This is a genomic window from Paraburkholderia nemoris (genome assembly GCF_905221015.1).
Classification (GTDB): domain Bacteria; phylum Pseudomonadota; class Gammaproteobacteria; order Burkholderiales; family Burkholderiaceae; genus Paraburkholderia; species Paraburkholderia nemoris.
In genome coordinates, this window is the sequence record NZ_CAJNBO010000023.1 from 100,079 (window position 1) to 116,309 (window position 16,231).

Annotated in this window: 10 protein-coding genes; all 10 read right to left on the reverse strand. The window is 61.7% G+C overall.

Annotated elements, in window-relative coordinates; all coding sequences use genetic code 11:
* Positions 1–224: 224 nt before the first annotated feature.
* A complete protein-coding gene (locus KHO33_RS30125; protein ID WP_200566520.1) occupies positions 225–3,425 on the reverse strand; it encodes a multidrug efflux RND transporter permease subunit in 3,201 nt (1,066 codons plus the stop codon).
* Between the two features lie 13 nt (positions 3,426–3,438).
* Entirely contained in the window at positions 3,439–4,005 is a 567-nt protein-coding gene (locus KHO33_RS30130) for a GNAT family N-acetyltransferase (RefSeq protein WP_200566521.1), read from the reverse strand.
* Between the two features lie 44 nt (positions 4,006–4,049).
* The gene (locus KHO33_RS30135) at positions 4,050–4,571 is read right to left on the reverse strand and encodes a GNAT family N-acetyltransferase (protein ID WP_328822090.1); all 522 of its coding nucleotides are present in this window, start codon (positions 4,569–4,571) and stop codon (positions 4,050–4,052) included.
* Positions 4,572–4,614: 43 nt separating this feature from the next.
* The gene (locus KHO33_RS30140) at positions 4,615–5,976 is read right to left on the reverse strand and encodes a TldD/PmbA family protein (RefSeq protein WP_200566522.1); all 1,362 of its coding nucleotides are present in this window, start codon (positions 5,974–5,976) and stop codon (positions 4,615–4,617) included.
* Positions 5,976–7,412, reverse strand: coding sequence for a TldD/PmbA family protein (locus KHO33_RS30145; RefSeq protein ID WP_054043160.1), 1,437 nt, complete (start codon positions 7,410–7,412; stop codon positions 5,976–5,978). Before KHO33_RS30145 ends, KHO33_RS30140 begins: the two co-directional genes overlap by 1 nt.
* On the reverse strand, positions 7,405–9,066 hold the full coding sequence (locus KHO33_RS30150) for an ABC transporter ATP-binding protein (RefSeq protein ID WP_054043158.1): 1,662 nt from the start codon (positions 9,064–9,066) through the stop codon (positions 7,405–7,407). Before KHO33_RS30150 ends, KHO33_RS30145 begins: the two co-directional genes overlap by 8 nt.
* Positions 9,063–10,178 (reverse strand): ABC transporter permease, encoded by a 1,116-nt coding sequence (locus tag KHO33_RS30155; protein WP_054043157.1) that lies wholly within the window; start codon positions 10,176–10,178, stop codon positions 9,063–9,065. The genes KHO33_RS30150 and KHO33_RS30155 overlap by 4 nt, the downstream gene beginning before the upstream one ends.
* The gene (locus KHO33_RS30160) at positions 10,132–11,184 is read right to left on the reverse strand and encodes a microcin C ABC transporter permease YejB (RefSeq protein ID WP_054043154.1); all 1,053 of its coding nucleotides are present in this window, start codon (positions 11,182–11,184) and stop codon (positions 10,132–10,134) included. The genes KHO33_RS30155 and KHO33_RS30160 overlap by 47 nt, the downstream gene beginning before the upstream one ends.
* A gap of 8 nt (positions 11,185–11,192) precedes the next feature.
* Positions 11,193–13,148, reverse strand: a complete 1,956-nt coding sequence (locus KHO33_RS30165; protein ID WP_054043164.1) for an extracellular solute-binding protein — start codon at positions 13,146–13,148, stop codon at positions 11,193–11,195.
* A 224-nt stretch (positions 13,149–13,372) separates the two neighbouring features.
* Positions 13,373–16,114, reverse strand: a complete 2,742-nt coding sequence (locus tag KHO33_RS30170; RefSeq protein ID WP_054043152.1) for a TonB-dependent receptor — start codon at positions 16,112–16,114, stop codon at positions 13,373–13,375.
* Positions 16,115–16,231: the final 117 nt, after the last annotated feature.

Below are 16,231 nucleotides of genomic sequence, written 5' to 3' on the forward strand. Positions count from 1 at the left end.
TGCCCAGCAAGAGCAAAATTCGTACCGACTATTTTGCACCAGGGAAACTCGCTAAATTCGGCTAAAAAGAGGCGCTCATCCTGATTGACCGGCATTCTGACGTGCGAAACCGGCTGGATGTTACGTAACGTGTTACCGCGCTTGTGAATGCGATTGTGAATGCGCTTGAGAGTGACACGATTCAGACGGCGGCTGTGCCCAGGCGCATGTGCGCCGCCGTCAGGTCACCGGCCATTCGTCAACTGGCCGCTTTCGCTTGCTTGCCGCCGTGCGCGCCGTTCGTCACGCTTACGGCGCAACTCGGCAAGCCGCCGTTTGCTATACGTTAGCGAGGCGACCGCATGAAACGCGACCGGTGCGAATACGAGGCCGAACAGCGTGGCCGCCAGCACCCCGCCGAACACTCCGGTGCCGATCGAGCGACGGCTTTCCGCACCCGCACCGCTCGACACCACCAGCGGCACGACGCCCAGCAGGAATGCTGCCGAGGTCATCACGATCGGCCGGAAACGCGCGGCGGCTGCTTCGGTCACGGCGCGCGTCAACGGCAGGCCGCGGCGATACAGATCGCGCGCGAACTGCACGATCAGAATCGCGTTCTTCGCCGCGAGGCCAATCACCGTAATCATGCCGACCTTGAAGTACACGTCGTTTGGCATGCCCCGCAGCAGCATCGCGGCGATTGCGCCGATCACGCCGAGCGGCACCACCATCAGCACGGCAAGCGGGATCGTCCAGCTTTCATACAAGGCAGCCAGCGCCATGAACACCGCCAGCAGCGACAGGCCGATCAGCAACGGCGTGAGCTGTGCCGCCGCGGTTTCTTCGCGCGCCGCGTCGACCCAGTCATACGAGACCCCGACCGGCAGCGAAGCCGCGAGCCGCTCCATCTCCGCCATCGCCGCGCCCGAGCTGTAGCCGGGCCCCGCGTGGCCGCTCACGTCGAGTGACGGGTAGCCGTTATAGCGCGTGAGCATCACCGGACCGATGCTCCAATGACGCGACGCAATCGCGGATAAGGGCACCATGCCGCCGGATGAGTTCGGCACGGCGAGCGCCATCAGATCGTCCTCGGTCATTCGCGTGGCGGCGTCGGCGGAAATCATCACGCGGCGCATCCGGCCACCGGCAGGAAAGTCGTCGATATAGGTCGAGCCGAAGGTGCTGCCCAGCACGTCGGTGATGCGGTCGAACGGCACGCCGAGCGCATACGCTTTCGCACGATCGATGACGAGTTCGACCCGCGGCGCGTCCGGCAAATCCTCCGAATGCACCGAAGCCAGCACCGGGCTCGCCTTGGCCTGCGCGAACAGTTGCTCACGCGCGGCCTTCAGCGCATCCAGCCCGACTCCGCCGCGATCTTCGAGCCGGAACACGAAGCCGTCCGAATGCCCGAGTCCCGGCACGGCAGGCGGCAATTGCGCCTCCACATTGCCATCGAGAATCTTGTCGAACTTTTCGTTGAGCCGTTCGCGCAAGGCCATCGCGTCGATGTCGCGCTTGCCCCAGTCTTTCAGTTCGACGAAGCCCATCGCCACGTTCTGTCCGCTGCCAGTAAAACTCCAGCCGACCACACTGGTGACGTGCGCGACCGCGGGTTCGGCGTGCAGAATCGTTTCCATACGCTGGACCACCGCGAGCGTGCGCGCCTGCGTCGCACCAGCCGGCAATTGCACCATCACCTGCAACTGGCCTTCATCTTCGCTCGGTAAAAAGCCACCGGGCATCTGCCAATAGAGCGCGGCGCACGCGCCGACCAGCACCGCATAGATCGCCAGCATCGGTCCGATACGGCGCAACGTACGCGCGGTCAGGGCGCGATAGCCGCTTGCGGTTCGATCAAAACCGGTCGTGAACCTGCTCGCCGCTCGCGCCGCGAAGCCAAGCACACCACGGCGGGCATCGCGTTGACTCACCGGGTGCTTGTGCGCCTTCAGCAGATTCGCGCAGAGCGCGGGCGTCAACGACAAGGCCATGAACGACGACACCAGCATCGACGCGATCATCGACACCGCGAACTGCCGGTAAATACCGCCGACACCGCCCGGAAAGAAGGCCATCGGCACGAACACGGCCGTCAGCACCGCGGTCACGCCGACGATCGCGCCGCCGATCTGCTTCATCGCCTTACGGGTGGCCTCGCGCGGCGGCAGGCCCTCCTCTTCCATCACGCGATGCACGCTCTCCACCACCACGATCGCATCGTCGACGAGAATCCCGATGGCCAGCACCAGGCCGAACATCGTGAACACATTGATCGACAGGCCGCAGGCGTACATCGCGAGGAATGCGCCCATCAGCGTGACCGGAATCACCACCGTCGGCACCAGCGTGTAGCGCAAATCGCGCAGGAACAGCCACATCACGAAGAACACCAGTACTACTGCCTCGGCCAGCGTGACGAGCACTTCACGAATCGCAATCTTTACGAAATGCGCGTTGTCGAACGGAATTTCGACGGCAACGCCCGGCGGCAAACCTCTAGATAGTTCAGCAAGCCGCGCGCGGATCGCGTTGGACGTCTCGAGCGCATTGCCGCGCGGTCCGAGTTGAATACCGACGGTTGCCGCAGCCTTGCCGTTCAGGCGGGAGTAGTACGAGTAATTGTCGCGTCCCAGTTCGACCCGCGCGACGTCCCGCAAGCGCACGGCCGAGCCGTCGGGCAGCGCCTTCAGCACGATCTGGCCGAATTCGGCGGGCGAGATCAGTTGCCCCTTCACGCTCACCGAGGCCGTCAATTGCTGCCCGGGAACGAACGGTGCGTCGCCCAGCGTACCGGCCGTTACCGTGGCGTTCTGCGCGGCGATCGCGGCGTTCACTTCCGCGGCGCCGAGGCCGTACTCGCGCAGCTTCATCGGATCGAGCCAGATGCGCAACGCTTCGTCGGCGTCCCACAACTCTGCCGCGCCCACGCCCGGCGCGCGCTTCAGTTCGCGCAACACGTAGCGGCTCAGGTAGTCGCTCAATTGCACGGAGTCGCGCGAGCCATCCGTGGAGGTCAGCGCGACCAGCATCAGAAACGTATTGGCCGCCTTGAATACGCTGATGCCCTGCTGCACGACCTGTTGCGGCAAGCGCGGCTCGACCTGCTTGAGACGGTTCTGGATATCGACCAGCGCGAGATCCGGATTGGTGCCCGGCGCGAAGGTCGCGTCGATCTCGAGATTGCCGAGGTTGTCGCTGGTCGTTTCGTAGTACAGCATATTGTCGGCGCCATCGAGACTCTCTTCGATGATGCTGCCGAGGTTGGCATCGACCACTTCAGTGGCGGCCCCCGGATAGGTGGCGCTGATCACGATGCGCGGCGGCGCAAGACGCGGATACTGCGCGACCGGCAGCTGCGGAATGGCAAGCGCGCCCGCCACGACAATGGCGAGCGCAACGATCCATGCGAAAACCGGGCGGTCGATGAAGAAAAATGGCACGCAAAAAATCCGTTCAGATTGTCTGGAGACGCGGCGCGTCAACGAGGCGGGCCATATGCAGCACGTCGGCCAGTATGCCGTCGCGCAATGCAAAACCGCGCGAGCGACCTTCTTCGACAAAGTCGAACTTGCGGTACAGCGCGATTGCCGGCGCGTTGTCGCAGAACACCGTGAGGTCGATGCGGCGCAAACCGAGCGACGCGTCCGCGCAGTCGATCAACGCGTGCAGAAGCGCTGAGCCGACGCCGCGCCCATGATACGCGTCATGAACGGCCAATCCCAAATGCGCGCAATGCGCACGGCTGGGTCGATAAACCTCTAGCCCGGCATGGCCGATCATGCGCCCGCCGATGGTCGCGCACACGTTCACACCGTTTTTGAGGCGCCGGTCGAACCAGGCCTGGAGCTGTTCAGGGCTGCGGTAGCCGACCGACAGCGTGCCGCGCCGCACGCCGGGCAGCGTCATGATATCGGCGAACCCGACCGCGTCGGACGATTCGAGCGCTCGCACCGTAATGCGACCGTCGAGATCGTCAAGGTTGTCGAGCGCGGCGTCGCTCTGCGACGTTTCTTCTTTCATGGTCTTGTTCCGCTGCGAGGGCGGCCGATAGCGGCCGATGTTGACTACTCAGGCGTCGACATCCACGGCGGCGCCTCACGCAGGCGCGCCATGAAATAACAGTCGATCAGCACGCCACGGCGCAACACGGCGCCACGCTGATGCACTTCGATCTCGAAGCCGAACTTGCGATAGAGCGCAAAAGCCGCATGGTTATCGGCGAAGACGAACAACTCGAGGCGGCGCAGACCCAGCCAGTTGTCGGCAAGATCGATCAGTTCAGTCATCAGCGCATTGCCGATGCCGCGCCGGTGCCATGCGTCGTGTACACCAATGCCGAGTGACGCGGCATGCGCGCGGCGCCCTTTGAAAGGCGTGAGCTCCGCTTGACCGACCAGTGTGTCGCCGACCATCGCCGCGATCGCGATTTCGGGGGCCGCGAGTTCTTCAAGGTATTCGCGCGTACTGGCAATCGTCTGAAACGGCACGTGTGGATTGCCGTTCACGACCGCCGGCAGCTGCAGCAATGCGTGGTATTGCTCCGCGTCGGCCACGCGCAACGCGCGCAGCGTCAGGCCCTCAGGCAAGCTCCCAGAATTAGATTTTGTTCTTATCTCTTGATTCATAGGCTCATAACGTCAATTCGAATGACCTCGTCAGAATGCCGGGTAATTGCATGCCGCCGGTGGCGCGCTCACCCCAAGTCGAATCGCTCAACAACAATTCCGCTTGCGCGCCGAGTTGTTCAAGTTCACTGCCGAGCACACGGTACAGGCTATCGTCGAATCGCATGGCTTCAAGCGGCGCGACGATCTGCCCGTTCTCGACCCAGAAGGTTGCGAAGCGCGTCATGCCGGTCAGCCTGCAATTCATCCGGTCCGAGAAATTCACGTACCAGAGATTGCCGATGTAGAGACCGGTATCGAGCTTGCCCAGCACGTCCTCTTCCAGCAGATCGCCCGCTTCCATCGAGAGCGCCGCTGGCGACTCGTTCGCCAGCGCACCGTTGGGCGTCAATCCATATTCGCGCGCGCTGCGCGCATTGGTCAGGCGTTCGGCACTGCGGCCGGCCTGGATCAGCGGGACGCTCTCGCGCAAATAGCCGTCGTCGTTGAAGCCGGGTGTGATGCCGAGATTCAGATCTTCGCTGATCGTGACGCGCGGGTCGACTACGATTTCTCCCACATGCAGCTTGTACAACTCGCTGCGCGACGTGGCCTGAGCGCGTGCGGAGAAACCGCTCCATGCCGCCACGCCAAGCAATTCCGCGAGCGCTGCGGGCGCCAGATACGAACGATAACGCCCCGGCGCCAAAGTGCGCGGTGTGCGCGCGAGCATCGAGAGACGCGTTGCGGCCTGCTCGACCTTGTGCGCGAAAACAGCATCGCTCCAATCGTCGCCCGCATATGTGGTTTTGATCGCACGGCCGCTCGGGTCGTATAGCGACCAGCTGAAATTGAAGTTATCGACTTCGTACCAGCCGCGGCTGCCCCCCGTAGACGCGAAACCGCGCACAATCGTGCCGCCCGCGTAAAAACCCACGAAATCCAGCCCTTGCGCGCATTCGGCAACGGTGCGCAACAGCCCGCCCGGCTCCGGCAGCTTGCCTGAGCGTTGCGTGGCGCGCTGCCATTGCGACGTGTCGAACAACAGATGCGGATCGTCCGCCGCGCCGCGCAGGCTTTCACGCAAGGTGGCAAGCGCCGCGCTCACGTCGTCCAGATCCTGTTGCAGATCGCCGCAGACGGTCAGCGTCGAATAAGCCTGGCGTGCGCCGTCGATCAGGCGCAAGGTCAGCTTGCCTTGCGACACACTGCCGATCTGCCGCACCTTGCCCGAGTTGAAGCGGATAAAGTCGGACTGTTCGCCGGCAAATGAGCTCAGCGTGGTTTCCGCGCCTTGCTGCAGGCGTTCGATGGCATCGGCCAGCAAAGTGAAATGCTGCTGCCAGTCGATCGAAGGAGCAGTGCGCGAGGAGATGAATTGGCTCATCAAGCGCCTCCGAACACGTCGATGTCGCTGAACACGCACGCCGGCGAGGCGTGGCCGACGCGAATGATCTGCGCCGGTTCGCCCTTGCCGCACATGGACGTGCCGTACACCTCGCGCGTTTCCGCGTTCCCCACCGCGCTCAGGCTGCGCCAGAAATTCGCCGAAATGCCGCGGTAATTTGGCTGTTTGACGACCTGGGTAAGCTTGCCGTTTTCGATCAGTTGACCGAACTCACAGCCGAACTGAAATTTGTTGCGATGGTCGTCGATCGACCAGGACGTGTTGGTGCGCATCAGAATGCCGTGTTCGATCTTGCCGATCATCTGCGCCAGAGAACTCTCACCGGGCTCGATGTTCAGATTCGCCATCCGGTCAATCGGCGGGCGGTTCCAGTTCGACGCGCGTGAATTCGCCACGCCCGCCATATGCGCGCGTTGCTGCGAAAGCGCGCCGCCGAGCGGACGTTCGAGCACGCCGCCGCGGATCAGATACTGCTTTTTCGCTTCGGTGCCGTCGTCGTCGAATGCGTACGTGGCCGCTTCCTCACGCAGCTCCGGATCGAACGTCACGTTCAGCAGTTCCGAACCGTAGCGATACGAGCCGAACATCTCTTTCTTGACGAAGCTCCAGCCGGCGAAGTTGCGCTCGTCGCCGAGAATGCGATCGAGTTCGAGCGGATGGCCGATCGATTCGTGAATCTGCAGCATCATCTGATCGGGCATCAGCAGCAAATCGCGCTTGCCTGACGGGCAATTCGGCGCGGCCAGCAATTGCAGCGCTTCATTGGCGACACGCGCACCCGACCCGTCGAAACCGAAGCGCGCCAACACTTCCATGCCACCCTGCCCCAACGTGCCGTAGTTGCCGCCGAGGGTACGCACCTGCGTATCGCCGTCCGCGTGGGCTGCCACGCTCAATTGCGGCATCACGAACTGGAACTGCTGATCGATACGCACGCCGTCGCTGGTGATGTAGAGCTGATCGGTAAGCGTGATCTGCACGGCCGCGACGCGCTCGACAATGCGTGCATCAAGATTCGCACCCGCGCACTCCACGCTCAGACGATCCAGCCATTCGGCGCGGCTCGGCAACGCAAGCTGCGCGTTCGGCGACACATAGTGGCCGCTCATCGCAGGACGCACTACCTCGCGATGGTCGATCAGCGACAAGGTCGCACTCGCTTCCGCGCGGGCCGTGGCGAGATCTAGCGCCTCCTGCAGACCCGCTGCACTCAGATTCGCGGTAGCCGCATAGCCGGCACCCGCGCCAACCCATGCGATCAGCATTGCGCCACGATCGCGCACCGTGCGCATGGGTTGCGCGATGTCGTTGCGGATCTCGTGATCGTCGATCCGTTCATCGACAATGCGCAGCGACCAGAACGCCGCGCGGCTCGTAAGCGATCGGGCGGCTTGCGCCCAACGTTCGTCAATCATTACCGGTTCCCGTGGGAGTCTTCTCTGCACCCGCCGGCGACACGATCAGCGACGACGCGAGCAGCGACTGGGTATAAGGATGCGACGGTGCGTGCAACACGTCGAGTGTGTCGCCGGCTTCGACAATGCGTCCTGACTTCATCACGATCACGCGATGCGCCATGGCTCGCATCACCGCCAGATCGTGCGTAATGAACAAATAGCTTAGCTTGTACTTTTTCTGCAGATTTGTCAGCAGATTCAGCACCTGTTTCTGGATGGATACATCGAGCGCACTGGTCGGCTCATCGAGCACCAGCAATTCAGGCTCGACCGCGAGCGCACGCGCAATCGCTATACGCTGGCGCTGGCCGCCGGAAAACTCATGCGGATAGCGCAACATGGCGTCCGCGGGCATCCCAACTTCTTCCAGCAGGCTACCGACACGCGCGCGCCGCGCCTTGGCGTCCATGTCGGGCTGATGCATGGTCAGGCCTTCGCTGATTATCTGCTCCACCGTCATACGTGGCGACAAGGAGCCGAACGGGTCCTGAAACACGACTTGCATGCGCGAATACAACTCGCGGCGGGAGCGCGCGGTTTTCAGGGAGGCAAGCGGCAAACCGTCGATATGGATATGGCCGGCGGCCGGTCGCTGCAGACCGAGCACGGTGGCCGCCAGCGTCGATTTTCCCGACCCCGATTCGCCGACGATACCGAGCGTTTCACCGCGCCGCACGCTCAGGTCGACGTCGTGCACTGCGCGGAACGTGGAGCGGCCGAACATGGAGCGCCAGCCTTTCGCGGAGGTGCTGTAGTCGACGGCGAGTCCCTGCACTTCGAGCAAACGCCGCGCGTCGGGCTCGACGGGCTCCACCGCACGTTGCGGCTCGCTGTCCAGCAGGCGCTTCGTGTAGGGATGCTGTGGGTTGGAGAACAACGCTTCAGTCGTATTGGTTTCGACCAGTACGCCCTTTTCCATCACCGCCACGCGCTGCGCGAAACGCTTCACCAGATTCAGGTCATGCGTGATCAGCAGCACGGCCATGCCACGCTCGGCCGCTTCCTGTTCCTGCAACGCGATCAACAGATCGACGATCTGCTGACGCACGGTGACGTCGAGCGCGGTGGTCGGTTCGTCAGCAAGCAGCAGACGTGGCCGGCACGCCAGCGCCATTGCAATCATCGCGCGCTGCCGCTGGCCGCCGGACAGTTGATGCGGAAAACTGTCGATGCGCCGCTCCGGTTCGGGAATGCCGGTGCGCCTGAGCAACTCGATGCCGCGCTTACGTGCCGCGTTCGGCCGCAAGCCTTCGTGCAAACGCAAGCTCTCGGCAATCTGCTTGCCGATCGTGAAGAGCGGATTGAGCGCCGTCATCGGCTCCTGAAACACCATCGCCACATCGGCGCCGCGCAGGCCGCGCATCTCCTGCTCGGTCTTCTGCAGCAGATCTTCGCCGTCGAGCAGCATGCGCCCGCTGAGATCAGCATGCTCGACAAGACGCAGAATCGACAATGCAGTGACGCTCTTGCCGGAGCCCGATTCGCCGACCAGGGCGACGCGCTCTCCGCGCGCGATCGAGAGGCTGAGTTCATGCACGGCGATCTTGTCGCCGAAACGTACGGAGAAGCGGTCGATTTCCAGCAACGGCCGGTTTGGTTTGACGTCGCTCATCGCGGGCCTCCGCCGAAGGCCGAACCGCGTTTGCGCGTATCGAGCGCATTGCGTAATGCGTCGCCCATGAAGGTCAACAGCAGGAGCGTGATCACCAGCGCGGCGAAAGCCGAAACCGAAATCCACCAGGCGTCGAGGTTGTTTTTGCCTTCCTGAAGCAGTTCGCCGAGGCTCGGCGTAGGCGGCGGCACACCCAACCCAAGGAAGTCGAGACTGGTCAGCGACAGAATCGCCGCGCTCATGCGAAACGGTAGAAAGGTAATCACCGGCGTCAGGCTATTCGGCAGCACATGGCGCCACATGATCTGCCAGTTCGAGAGACCCATGGTCCGTGCCGCCCTCACGTAGTCCAGTGAACGGTTACGCAGAAACTCAGCGCGCACGTAGTCGGAGAGCACGAGCCAGCCGAACATCGAGAGAAGAATAAAGAGCAGCCACAGCGTGGGTTCGAAGATCGACGCGAAGATGATCAGCAGGTACAGGTCCGGCATCGAGCTCCATATCTCGATCAGACGCTGGCCGATCAGATCGGTGCGGCCGCCGTAGAAACCTTGCACCGCGCCGGTCAATACGCCGATCAGGACACCGGAAACCGTGAGCGCGAGCGCCATCAGCACCGAGAGCCGGAAACCGTACAGTAGCCGTGCAAGCACGTCGCGGCCGTACTGATCCGTGCCGAGCCAGTTGCTTCTAGTAGGTGGTGCCGGATATGGATGGGCGGCGAAGTAGTCGATCGTGTCGTAATGGAAATGATTCGGCGGATAGATCGCGAAGTTGCCATTCGATTCGAGCCGCGAACGAATATACGGATCGAGGTAATTCGCGCGCGCCGGAAAATCGCCGCCGAAGATCTTCTCCGAATAGTCTTTGACGATAGGAAAGTAATAGTGCCCGTCATAGCGGACAATCAATGGACGATCGTTGGACAGCACCTCACCGAACAGGCTGATGACGAACAGCGACACGAAGATCACGAGGCTCCAGTAACCGAGCCTCTGCCGCTTGAAGCGCAGCCATGTGCGCCGCCAGGGAGACGGCGACGCCACGTGCGCCGCGCTGGACTGATCAGCGGTCCAGGCGGTTGAATTGGATGCGGGGGTCGACGAGGACATAGCAGACGTCAGCAATGAGTTTGGTTACGAGGGCGATCAGCGTGAACAGAAACAGCGAACCGAGCACGACCGGATAGTCACGGCGAATCACCGAGTCATACGAAAGTTGGCCCATGCCGTCGAGCGAGAACAGGGTTTCGATCAACAGATTGCCGTTCAGGAAGGCGCCGACGAAGGCTGCCGGCAAACCGGTCAGCAACGGAATCGCGGCATTGCGCAGCACGTGTTTCCACAGCACGTCGCGCTCCGGTGCTCCTTTAGCGCGTGCAGTCAGTACGTATTGACGTCCTATCTCCTCGAGAAAGGTGTTCTTGGTCAGGATCGTGACGATCGCGAAGTTGCCCACTACTGAAGCCGTGACCGGCAATACGATGTGCCACAAATAGTCGAGCACCTTGCCGAACGCACTGAGGTCGTTGAAGTTGTCCGAGGTAAGGCCACGCATCGGAAACACCTGCCAGAAGGTGCCGCCGCCGAACAGCATCAGCAACAGCACGCCCAGCACGAAGCCCGGAATCGCGTAACCGGCAAGCACCAGCACACTGGTCACGGTATCGAAGCGCGAGCCGTTGCGCACCGCTTTCGCAATGCCTAACGGCACCGATATCAGATACGTGAGCATCACCGTCCATAAGCCGAGCGTGATCGACACGGGTAGCTTCGATTTGATGACGTCCCACACGCTGTCGTGCTGATAGTAGGACTGACCGAGATCGAAGGTCGCATAGCGCTTGAGCATCAGAACGTAGCGCTCGAGCGGCGGCTTGTCGAAGCCGAATTGCTTCTTGATCTGCTCCAACTGCTGCGGATCGACACCCTGGCTGCCGTGATAGCCGCCGCCACCCGACCCCGCCTCTCCGCCACGGCCAGCGCCGTGGCGGAGTTGCGTCATCACCTGTTCGACCGGCCCACCCGGTACGAACTGCGTGACGACAAAAGTGAGCGTGACTACGCCGAGCAGCGTCGGCACCATCAACAGCAATCGTCTGAGAATGTAGGCGAGCATGGTGTTCCTCAGTGGGCCGTTGCCGTGGTTGAACTCGCGGATTGCGCGGCCTGGAGTTTCTGTGTCGCTTGTGCGCCCGGCGCTTTCACGTACCAGTAGTCGATGACCCAGTCTTCGTACAGATAGGAGTTCGGCACGGTCTTCGGAAAGCCGATGGTGGTCTTGTAGCCGATGCGTGCGCCCGGCGCGTAGTACTCGGGCACAAGATAGAACGAATAGATCAGCACGCGATCCAGCGCACGGGTTGCGGCTTCCAGATCGTCGAGATTGGTGGCGGTGAGCGCGGAGTGAATCAGCGAGTCGACCGCCTTCGAACGGATGCCCGTATAGTTCTCGGAGCCGACTTCGGACGCAGCCGCACTGCCGAAGCGGCGGGTCAGTTCGGCGCCCGGAATCGTGACCGGCGGATAGATGAAGGTGGTCATGTCGTACTCGAAATTGTCCAGACGTTTCTCGTACAACGCGCTGTCGATTTCGCGCATATGGGCCTGAATACCGAGCATGCCGAGCGCCTGCATATACGGCAGGATCAGACGATCCATGCCCGGCTGATCGTCCATGATCTCGATCGTCATCGGCGTACCGTTGGCGTCGCGCAATGCGCCGTCGCGATAGTGCCAACCGGCTTGCGCCAGCAGATCGCGCGCAACGCGCAAATTGCCGCGCAGGGAATTCGGCGGAATCGTGTCGGGTTGTTTGAGCATCGGGCCGAACACTTCAGGCGGCACGCTGCCACGCAATGGTTCGAGCAACGCCAGTTCCTTCTCGCCCGGCATGCCGGTCGCACCGAACGGACTGGCCTCGAAATAGCTGTTCGTACGCCGGTATTGACCGTAGAACATCATCCGGTTCATCCAGTCGTAGTCGAGTGCCAGCGTCAGGGCATGACGCACGCGCGGATCCTGAAACATCGGCTTGCGCATATTCATCAGCATGCCCTGCATCTGCGCGGGACCGTCGGCAAATTCGCCCTTCTTCAGCAGTCCGTTGTCGAAGTTCTTGCCGACATATTTGCGCGCCCACTGCGTCGCGCTGTATTCGACAATGACGTCCGCGTCGCCCGCCTTGAACGCTTCGAGCTGTGTGTAGTGGTCGCGGTACAGGTTGAACGTGATGCGCTCGAAACGGAACATGCCACGTCGCGAAGGCAGATTCGCCGCCCAGTAGTCAGGGTTGCGGCGATACGTGATCTGCTTGTCGTTCTTGCGGCTCTCGATCAGATAGGCGCCGCTACTGATCGGCGGCATGGAAGAGATCTGGTCGAATGGCAGACGCTTGCCATTGGGCTGCATCCCCCACTTCGGCGAAAAGATCGGCAGGTCGCCGGCAATCAACGGCGCATCGCGTTCAGCATGCTTGAAATCGAAGCGGATCGTGCTCTTGTCGACTACCGTCGCGCTTTTGATGATCGAGAACTGCGCGTTGAAAAGCGGCGAGGCCTGTGGACTCGTCAACGTGTCGTACGAGTACTTGACGTCGGCGGCCGTAATCGGGTCGCCGTTAGAAAAGCGTGCGGCGGGATTGATATGGAATGTCGCTGAGCTCAGGTCTGGTGCGACTTCGACATCGTCGGCGATCAGCGGATATTCGGAGGCCAGTTCGTCCCAGCTACGCTGCATCAGCGTATCGAACATCAGATTCTGGATGTCGGGCGCGGGCGCGCCACGCACCAGAAACGGATTCATTGAATCGTAAGTCTGCAGTTCGCTATAGTTTTCGAAACTGAGCGAGCCGTTCGCGGGCGCGTCGGGATTCGCGTAGTCGAAGTGCGTAAAATCGGCGGGATACTTCGGCTGATCGTACTGTGAAATCGATGGCTTTGCTTGCGCCGCCGTCGGCATCGCTCCGCATACCGCTAGCAGGCCAGGCGCAGCGGCAATGACGAACGAGATGCTCGCGGCGCGGCGCACTGCGCCGAGCAAACATCCAATCGCGTCGTGCAGGCGCAACAGTCCGGAATTCATCATTCTTTTCATCAGCCCATACAGTGCGCACCGGCTCGTGACCTGCGCGCGATTCGTCCTGCGGCACGAGTACAACCTGTTGGCTGTACCGGTGCACGCTGGTCCATTGCGACGACAGGCAGACTGCGCCGCCTTACGATGAGTCGCCGCTTAAAGCACACCGCTCCGGTTCCTTGCACGAACGGAACCGGAGCGGTGCTTCCATCAGATCAACTACAGAGACCTCAGAACTTGTATGTTGCGCCGATCTGCGCGAAACGGCCAATGTACGTATAGATCGACTGATCGTACCCGTTCTGATCCAACGTGCCATTCGCAAAGATCGGATCGTACGGCGGCGTACGATTGAAGATGTTGTCGATACCGCCGTAAATCGTCCAGTGCTTGAAGCCCGTGTACGTCATCATCAGGTTGAACTGGCTGTACGATCCCACCTTGCTCGGCCCGGACGGATTCAGATTCTGCGCGTACGGACCCGTGAACTGCCACGTCAATGCTGCGTCGAACTTGTGGTACGTCCAGTCCAGGGTGGTGTTGCCCTTCCAGCGCGGGAAGCTGCCGCCGAACGGTTGCGTGAGGGTGAAGTTGTTACCCGCACCGTTGATCGGCGAGGAACCCAGGAAACCAAGCTTGAAGCTGTTCACATAGGCCCAGTCAGCCGACAAGGTGAACGTACCGGCGGTCGTGGTCGGCAGCGCCTGGCGGAACGTGCCTTCGAAGCCGTTCGTGTCGAGGTAGCCGAGGTTCTGATACGGAATGACCTTGTACAGCACGTCACCCGTTGTCGGATCCGTAGCAACCTGCGAAGGCGAACCCTGGCCGATCACGTTGTCGACGCGAATCTTGTACCAGTCGAGGCCGACATCGGTTGTACGGGTCGGTGACAACTGGAAGCCGATGTTGAAGTTGCGCGTGTGCTCCGGCGCCAGGTTCGGATTACCCTCTGTGATCGAGGTGTAGTTCAGACCCGTGTTCGGATCAACCTGGATCCCGAGCGTTTGCGATTTGCTGTTTTCGACGAACGTCGGCGCGCGGAAACCGCGGTCATACGACGTGTACATCGTCAGCGCCTGAACCGGCTGATAGCGCAACGCGAAGCGCGGCGAGAACGCACCGCCCACATCGCTGTAGTGGTCGTAACGACCCGACTGGCTAAAGGTCAGGTTGCGCACAATCGGAATGTCCACCTGGTAATACACGGCCGCCACATTGCGCTGGCCGTTCACCGTCTGGAGATTCGGATTGATGACCTGGCCCGACAGGAATGCCGCACCCGGCGTGAGCACTTCGCTCTGGTGCGTGAACTGCGCACCGAACCCGAGACCCACGTCGCCCGCCGGCAGGTGGAACAGCTCCGGCGTCGACAACGTCGCGTCAACCGTATCGAGCTTCGAGATACCCAGGTTGTCCGCATCCTGGTACAGCCCGTTGAACGCATTGGGCGTAGCCGACGGATTCGCGAAATTCAGCGTACCGTTCTGATAAATGTTGGCCAGTGCGGCGGAGTTCAGCTGGTTCGTGTAGGTGTTCGCGACCGTGCTTTGCGAGTGGCTCACCGACGTCGCCCAATCCCATTCACCGTTCGGCAGGTTGAACGAACCCTTGACACCCGTCGATGCGCGCCAGTACGTGGCATCCGTCTTTTCCGCGATCGTGTTCGGGAAAGCATAGGTGAGCGGCGTGCCAACCCCGAACGGGTTGTACGGGTTAGTCGCCGGTACAACCGTGCTGAACGGGGTGAGCAGCTTCGTCTGCGGGTTCAACACCAGCGTGGGATTCTGCGGATTGCCGACCACGTTGCCCCACAGACCATCGTTGGTGGTGGTCGTGTTTCTGCTGATCAGGAAGTCGCCGAATGCCGTGGTCGTATCGTTGATCTTGAAGTCAGCGTGAAGCTTCGCGTTGAGACGCTCGGTCATCGGCGCGATGGACGTGCCTTCCGCGGTATTGAATGCGCAGACCGTGCCTGCCTTGCCGGCCGTCAGCGAGTTGGTGGCTGCGGGGCGCACCGAACCGCCGGACGGACAGCCGCTCAACGCCTGCACACTGCCGTCTGGCATATTCCAGTACGACGGCGCGAGCAACGAAAGGCCGCCCGGCTGATTGGTGAAGTCCTGATTGCGCGTCGAGTCGCGGTCTGCGAGCGTGAAGCCGTTCGACTTGTAGTAGCTCGCAGCAGCCGTCACGTTGAAGCGATCGGAGTTGAGATCGCCGAAGCCACCGAGCGCGCCGAACTTGGTCGTGCCGGCACCGCCGCCGCCATTGATGGCGCTGCCGTAGCTGCCGTCGAGTTGCAGGCCCTGGAAGTCGTGCTTCGTGATGATGTTGACCACGCCTGCGATCGCATCCGAGCCGTATTGCGACACGGCGCCCGTCTTCACGATTTCGATGCGGTCGATGGAGTTCAACGGCAGCGTGTTCAGGTCGAAGAAGGAGTCGACGCTGTTCGAGAAGAACGCGAACGGCGCAACGCGCTGTCCGTCCACCAGCACCAGCGTGTACTTTTCGCTGAGGCCGCGCAGGGCGATACCCGCGGCGCCTGCGGCGAAGTTGCCGGACTGGCCTTCGCTCCAGCTATTCGCCGAGTTAGCCGAAGTGTCGCGCAGAAAATCAGAGACGGTCGTTGCACCGCTATTCTGAATGTCTTTCTGCGTAACCGTCTGAACCTGATTAAAGCCGACCTTGTCCGAGCTGCGAATCAGCGACCCGGTCACTTCGAATTTCTTCAGTTGCTGAACGCCTTTGCCAGCCGGCGTCGCGGTCGTGTTGTCCGCGGACGGTGTCGCGGCGGTGCCCGATGCCGGAGTGGCAGCCGCTGCCGGCGTGCTCTCCGTCGTCGCGCCTGCCGCGGTTCCGGTGGTGGCCGGCTGGCTTTGTGCAAACGCCGGTACGGCGATTACGGCCGACAATGCCAGTTCAGCCCAGATTATTCTTTTGATGGCCAACGCCAATGCCCTTTGTTTCATTTTCCCCTTCCCGCTCGTCAATTAAGGCCACAGCTGTGTGTGTGAAGAGAGGTCTTGTGAACCTCCCCACTCGATATACGGCGATCTTGCGCCGCGCTCCGTCAAAGCTGACCCGTC

What these genes read in the sequence shown, in the direction of transcription:
- KHO33_RS30160 (WP_054043154.1), bottom strand. Translation starts at nt 11,184, where the DNA reads ATGCTCGCCTACATTCTCAGACGATTGCTGTTGATGGTGCCGACGCTG.
- KHO33_RS30140 (WP_200566522.1), bottom strand. Translation starts at nt 5,976, where the DNA reads ATGAGCCAATTCATCTCCTCGCGCACTGCTCCTTCGATCGACTGGCAG.
- KHO33_RS30165 (WP_054043164.1), bottom strand. Translation starts at nt 13,148, where the DNA reads ATGAATTCCGGACTGTTGCGCCTGCACGACGCGATTGGATGTTTGCTC.
- KHO33_RS30155 (WP_054043157.1), bottom strand. Translation starts at nt 10,178, where the DNA reads ATGTCCTCGTCGACCCCCGCATCCAATTCAACCGCCTGGACCGCTGAT.
- KHO33_RS30145 (WP_054043160.1), bottom strand. Translation starts at nt 7,412, where the DNA reads ATGATTGACGAACGTTGGGCGCAAGCCGCCCGATCGCTTACGAGCCGC.
- KHO33_RS30150 (WP_054043158.1), bottom strand. Translation starts at nt 9,066, where the DNA reads ATGAGCGACGTCAAACCAAACCGGCCGTTGCTGGAAATCGACCGCTTC.
- KHO33_RS30130 (WP_200566521.1), bottom strand. Translation starts at nt 4,005, where the DNA reads ATGAAAGAAGAAACGTCGCAGAGCGACGCCGCGCTCGACAACCTTGAC.
- KHO33_RS30170 (WP_054043152.1), bottom strand. Translation starts at nt 16,114, where the DNA reads ATGAAACAAAGGGCATTGGCGTTGGCCATCAAAAGAATAATCTGGGCT.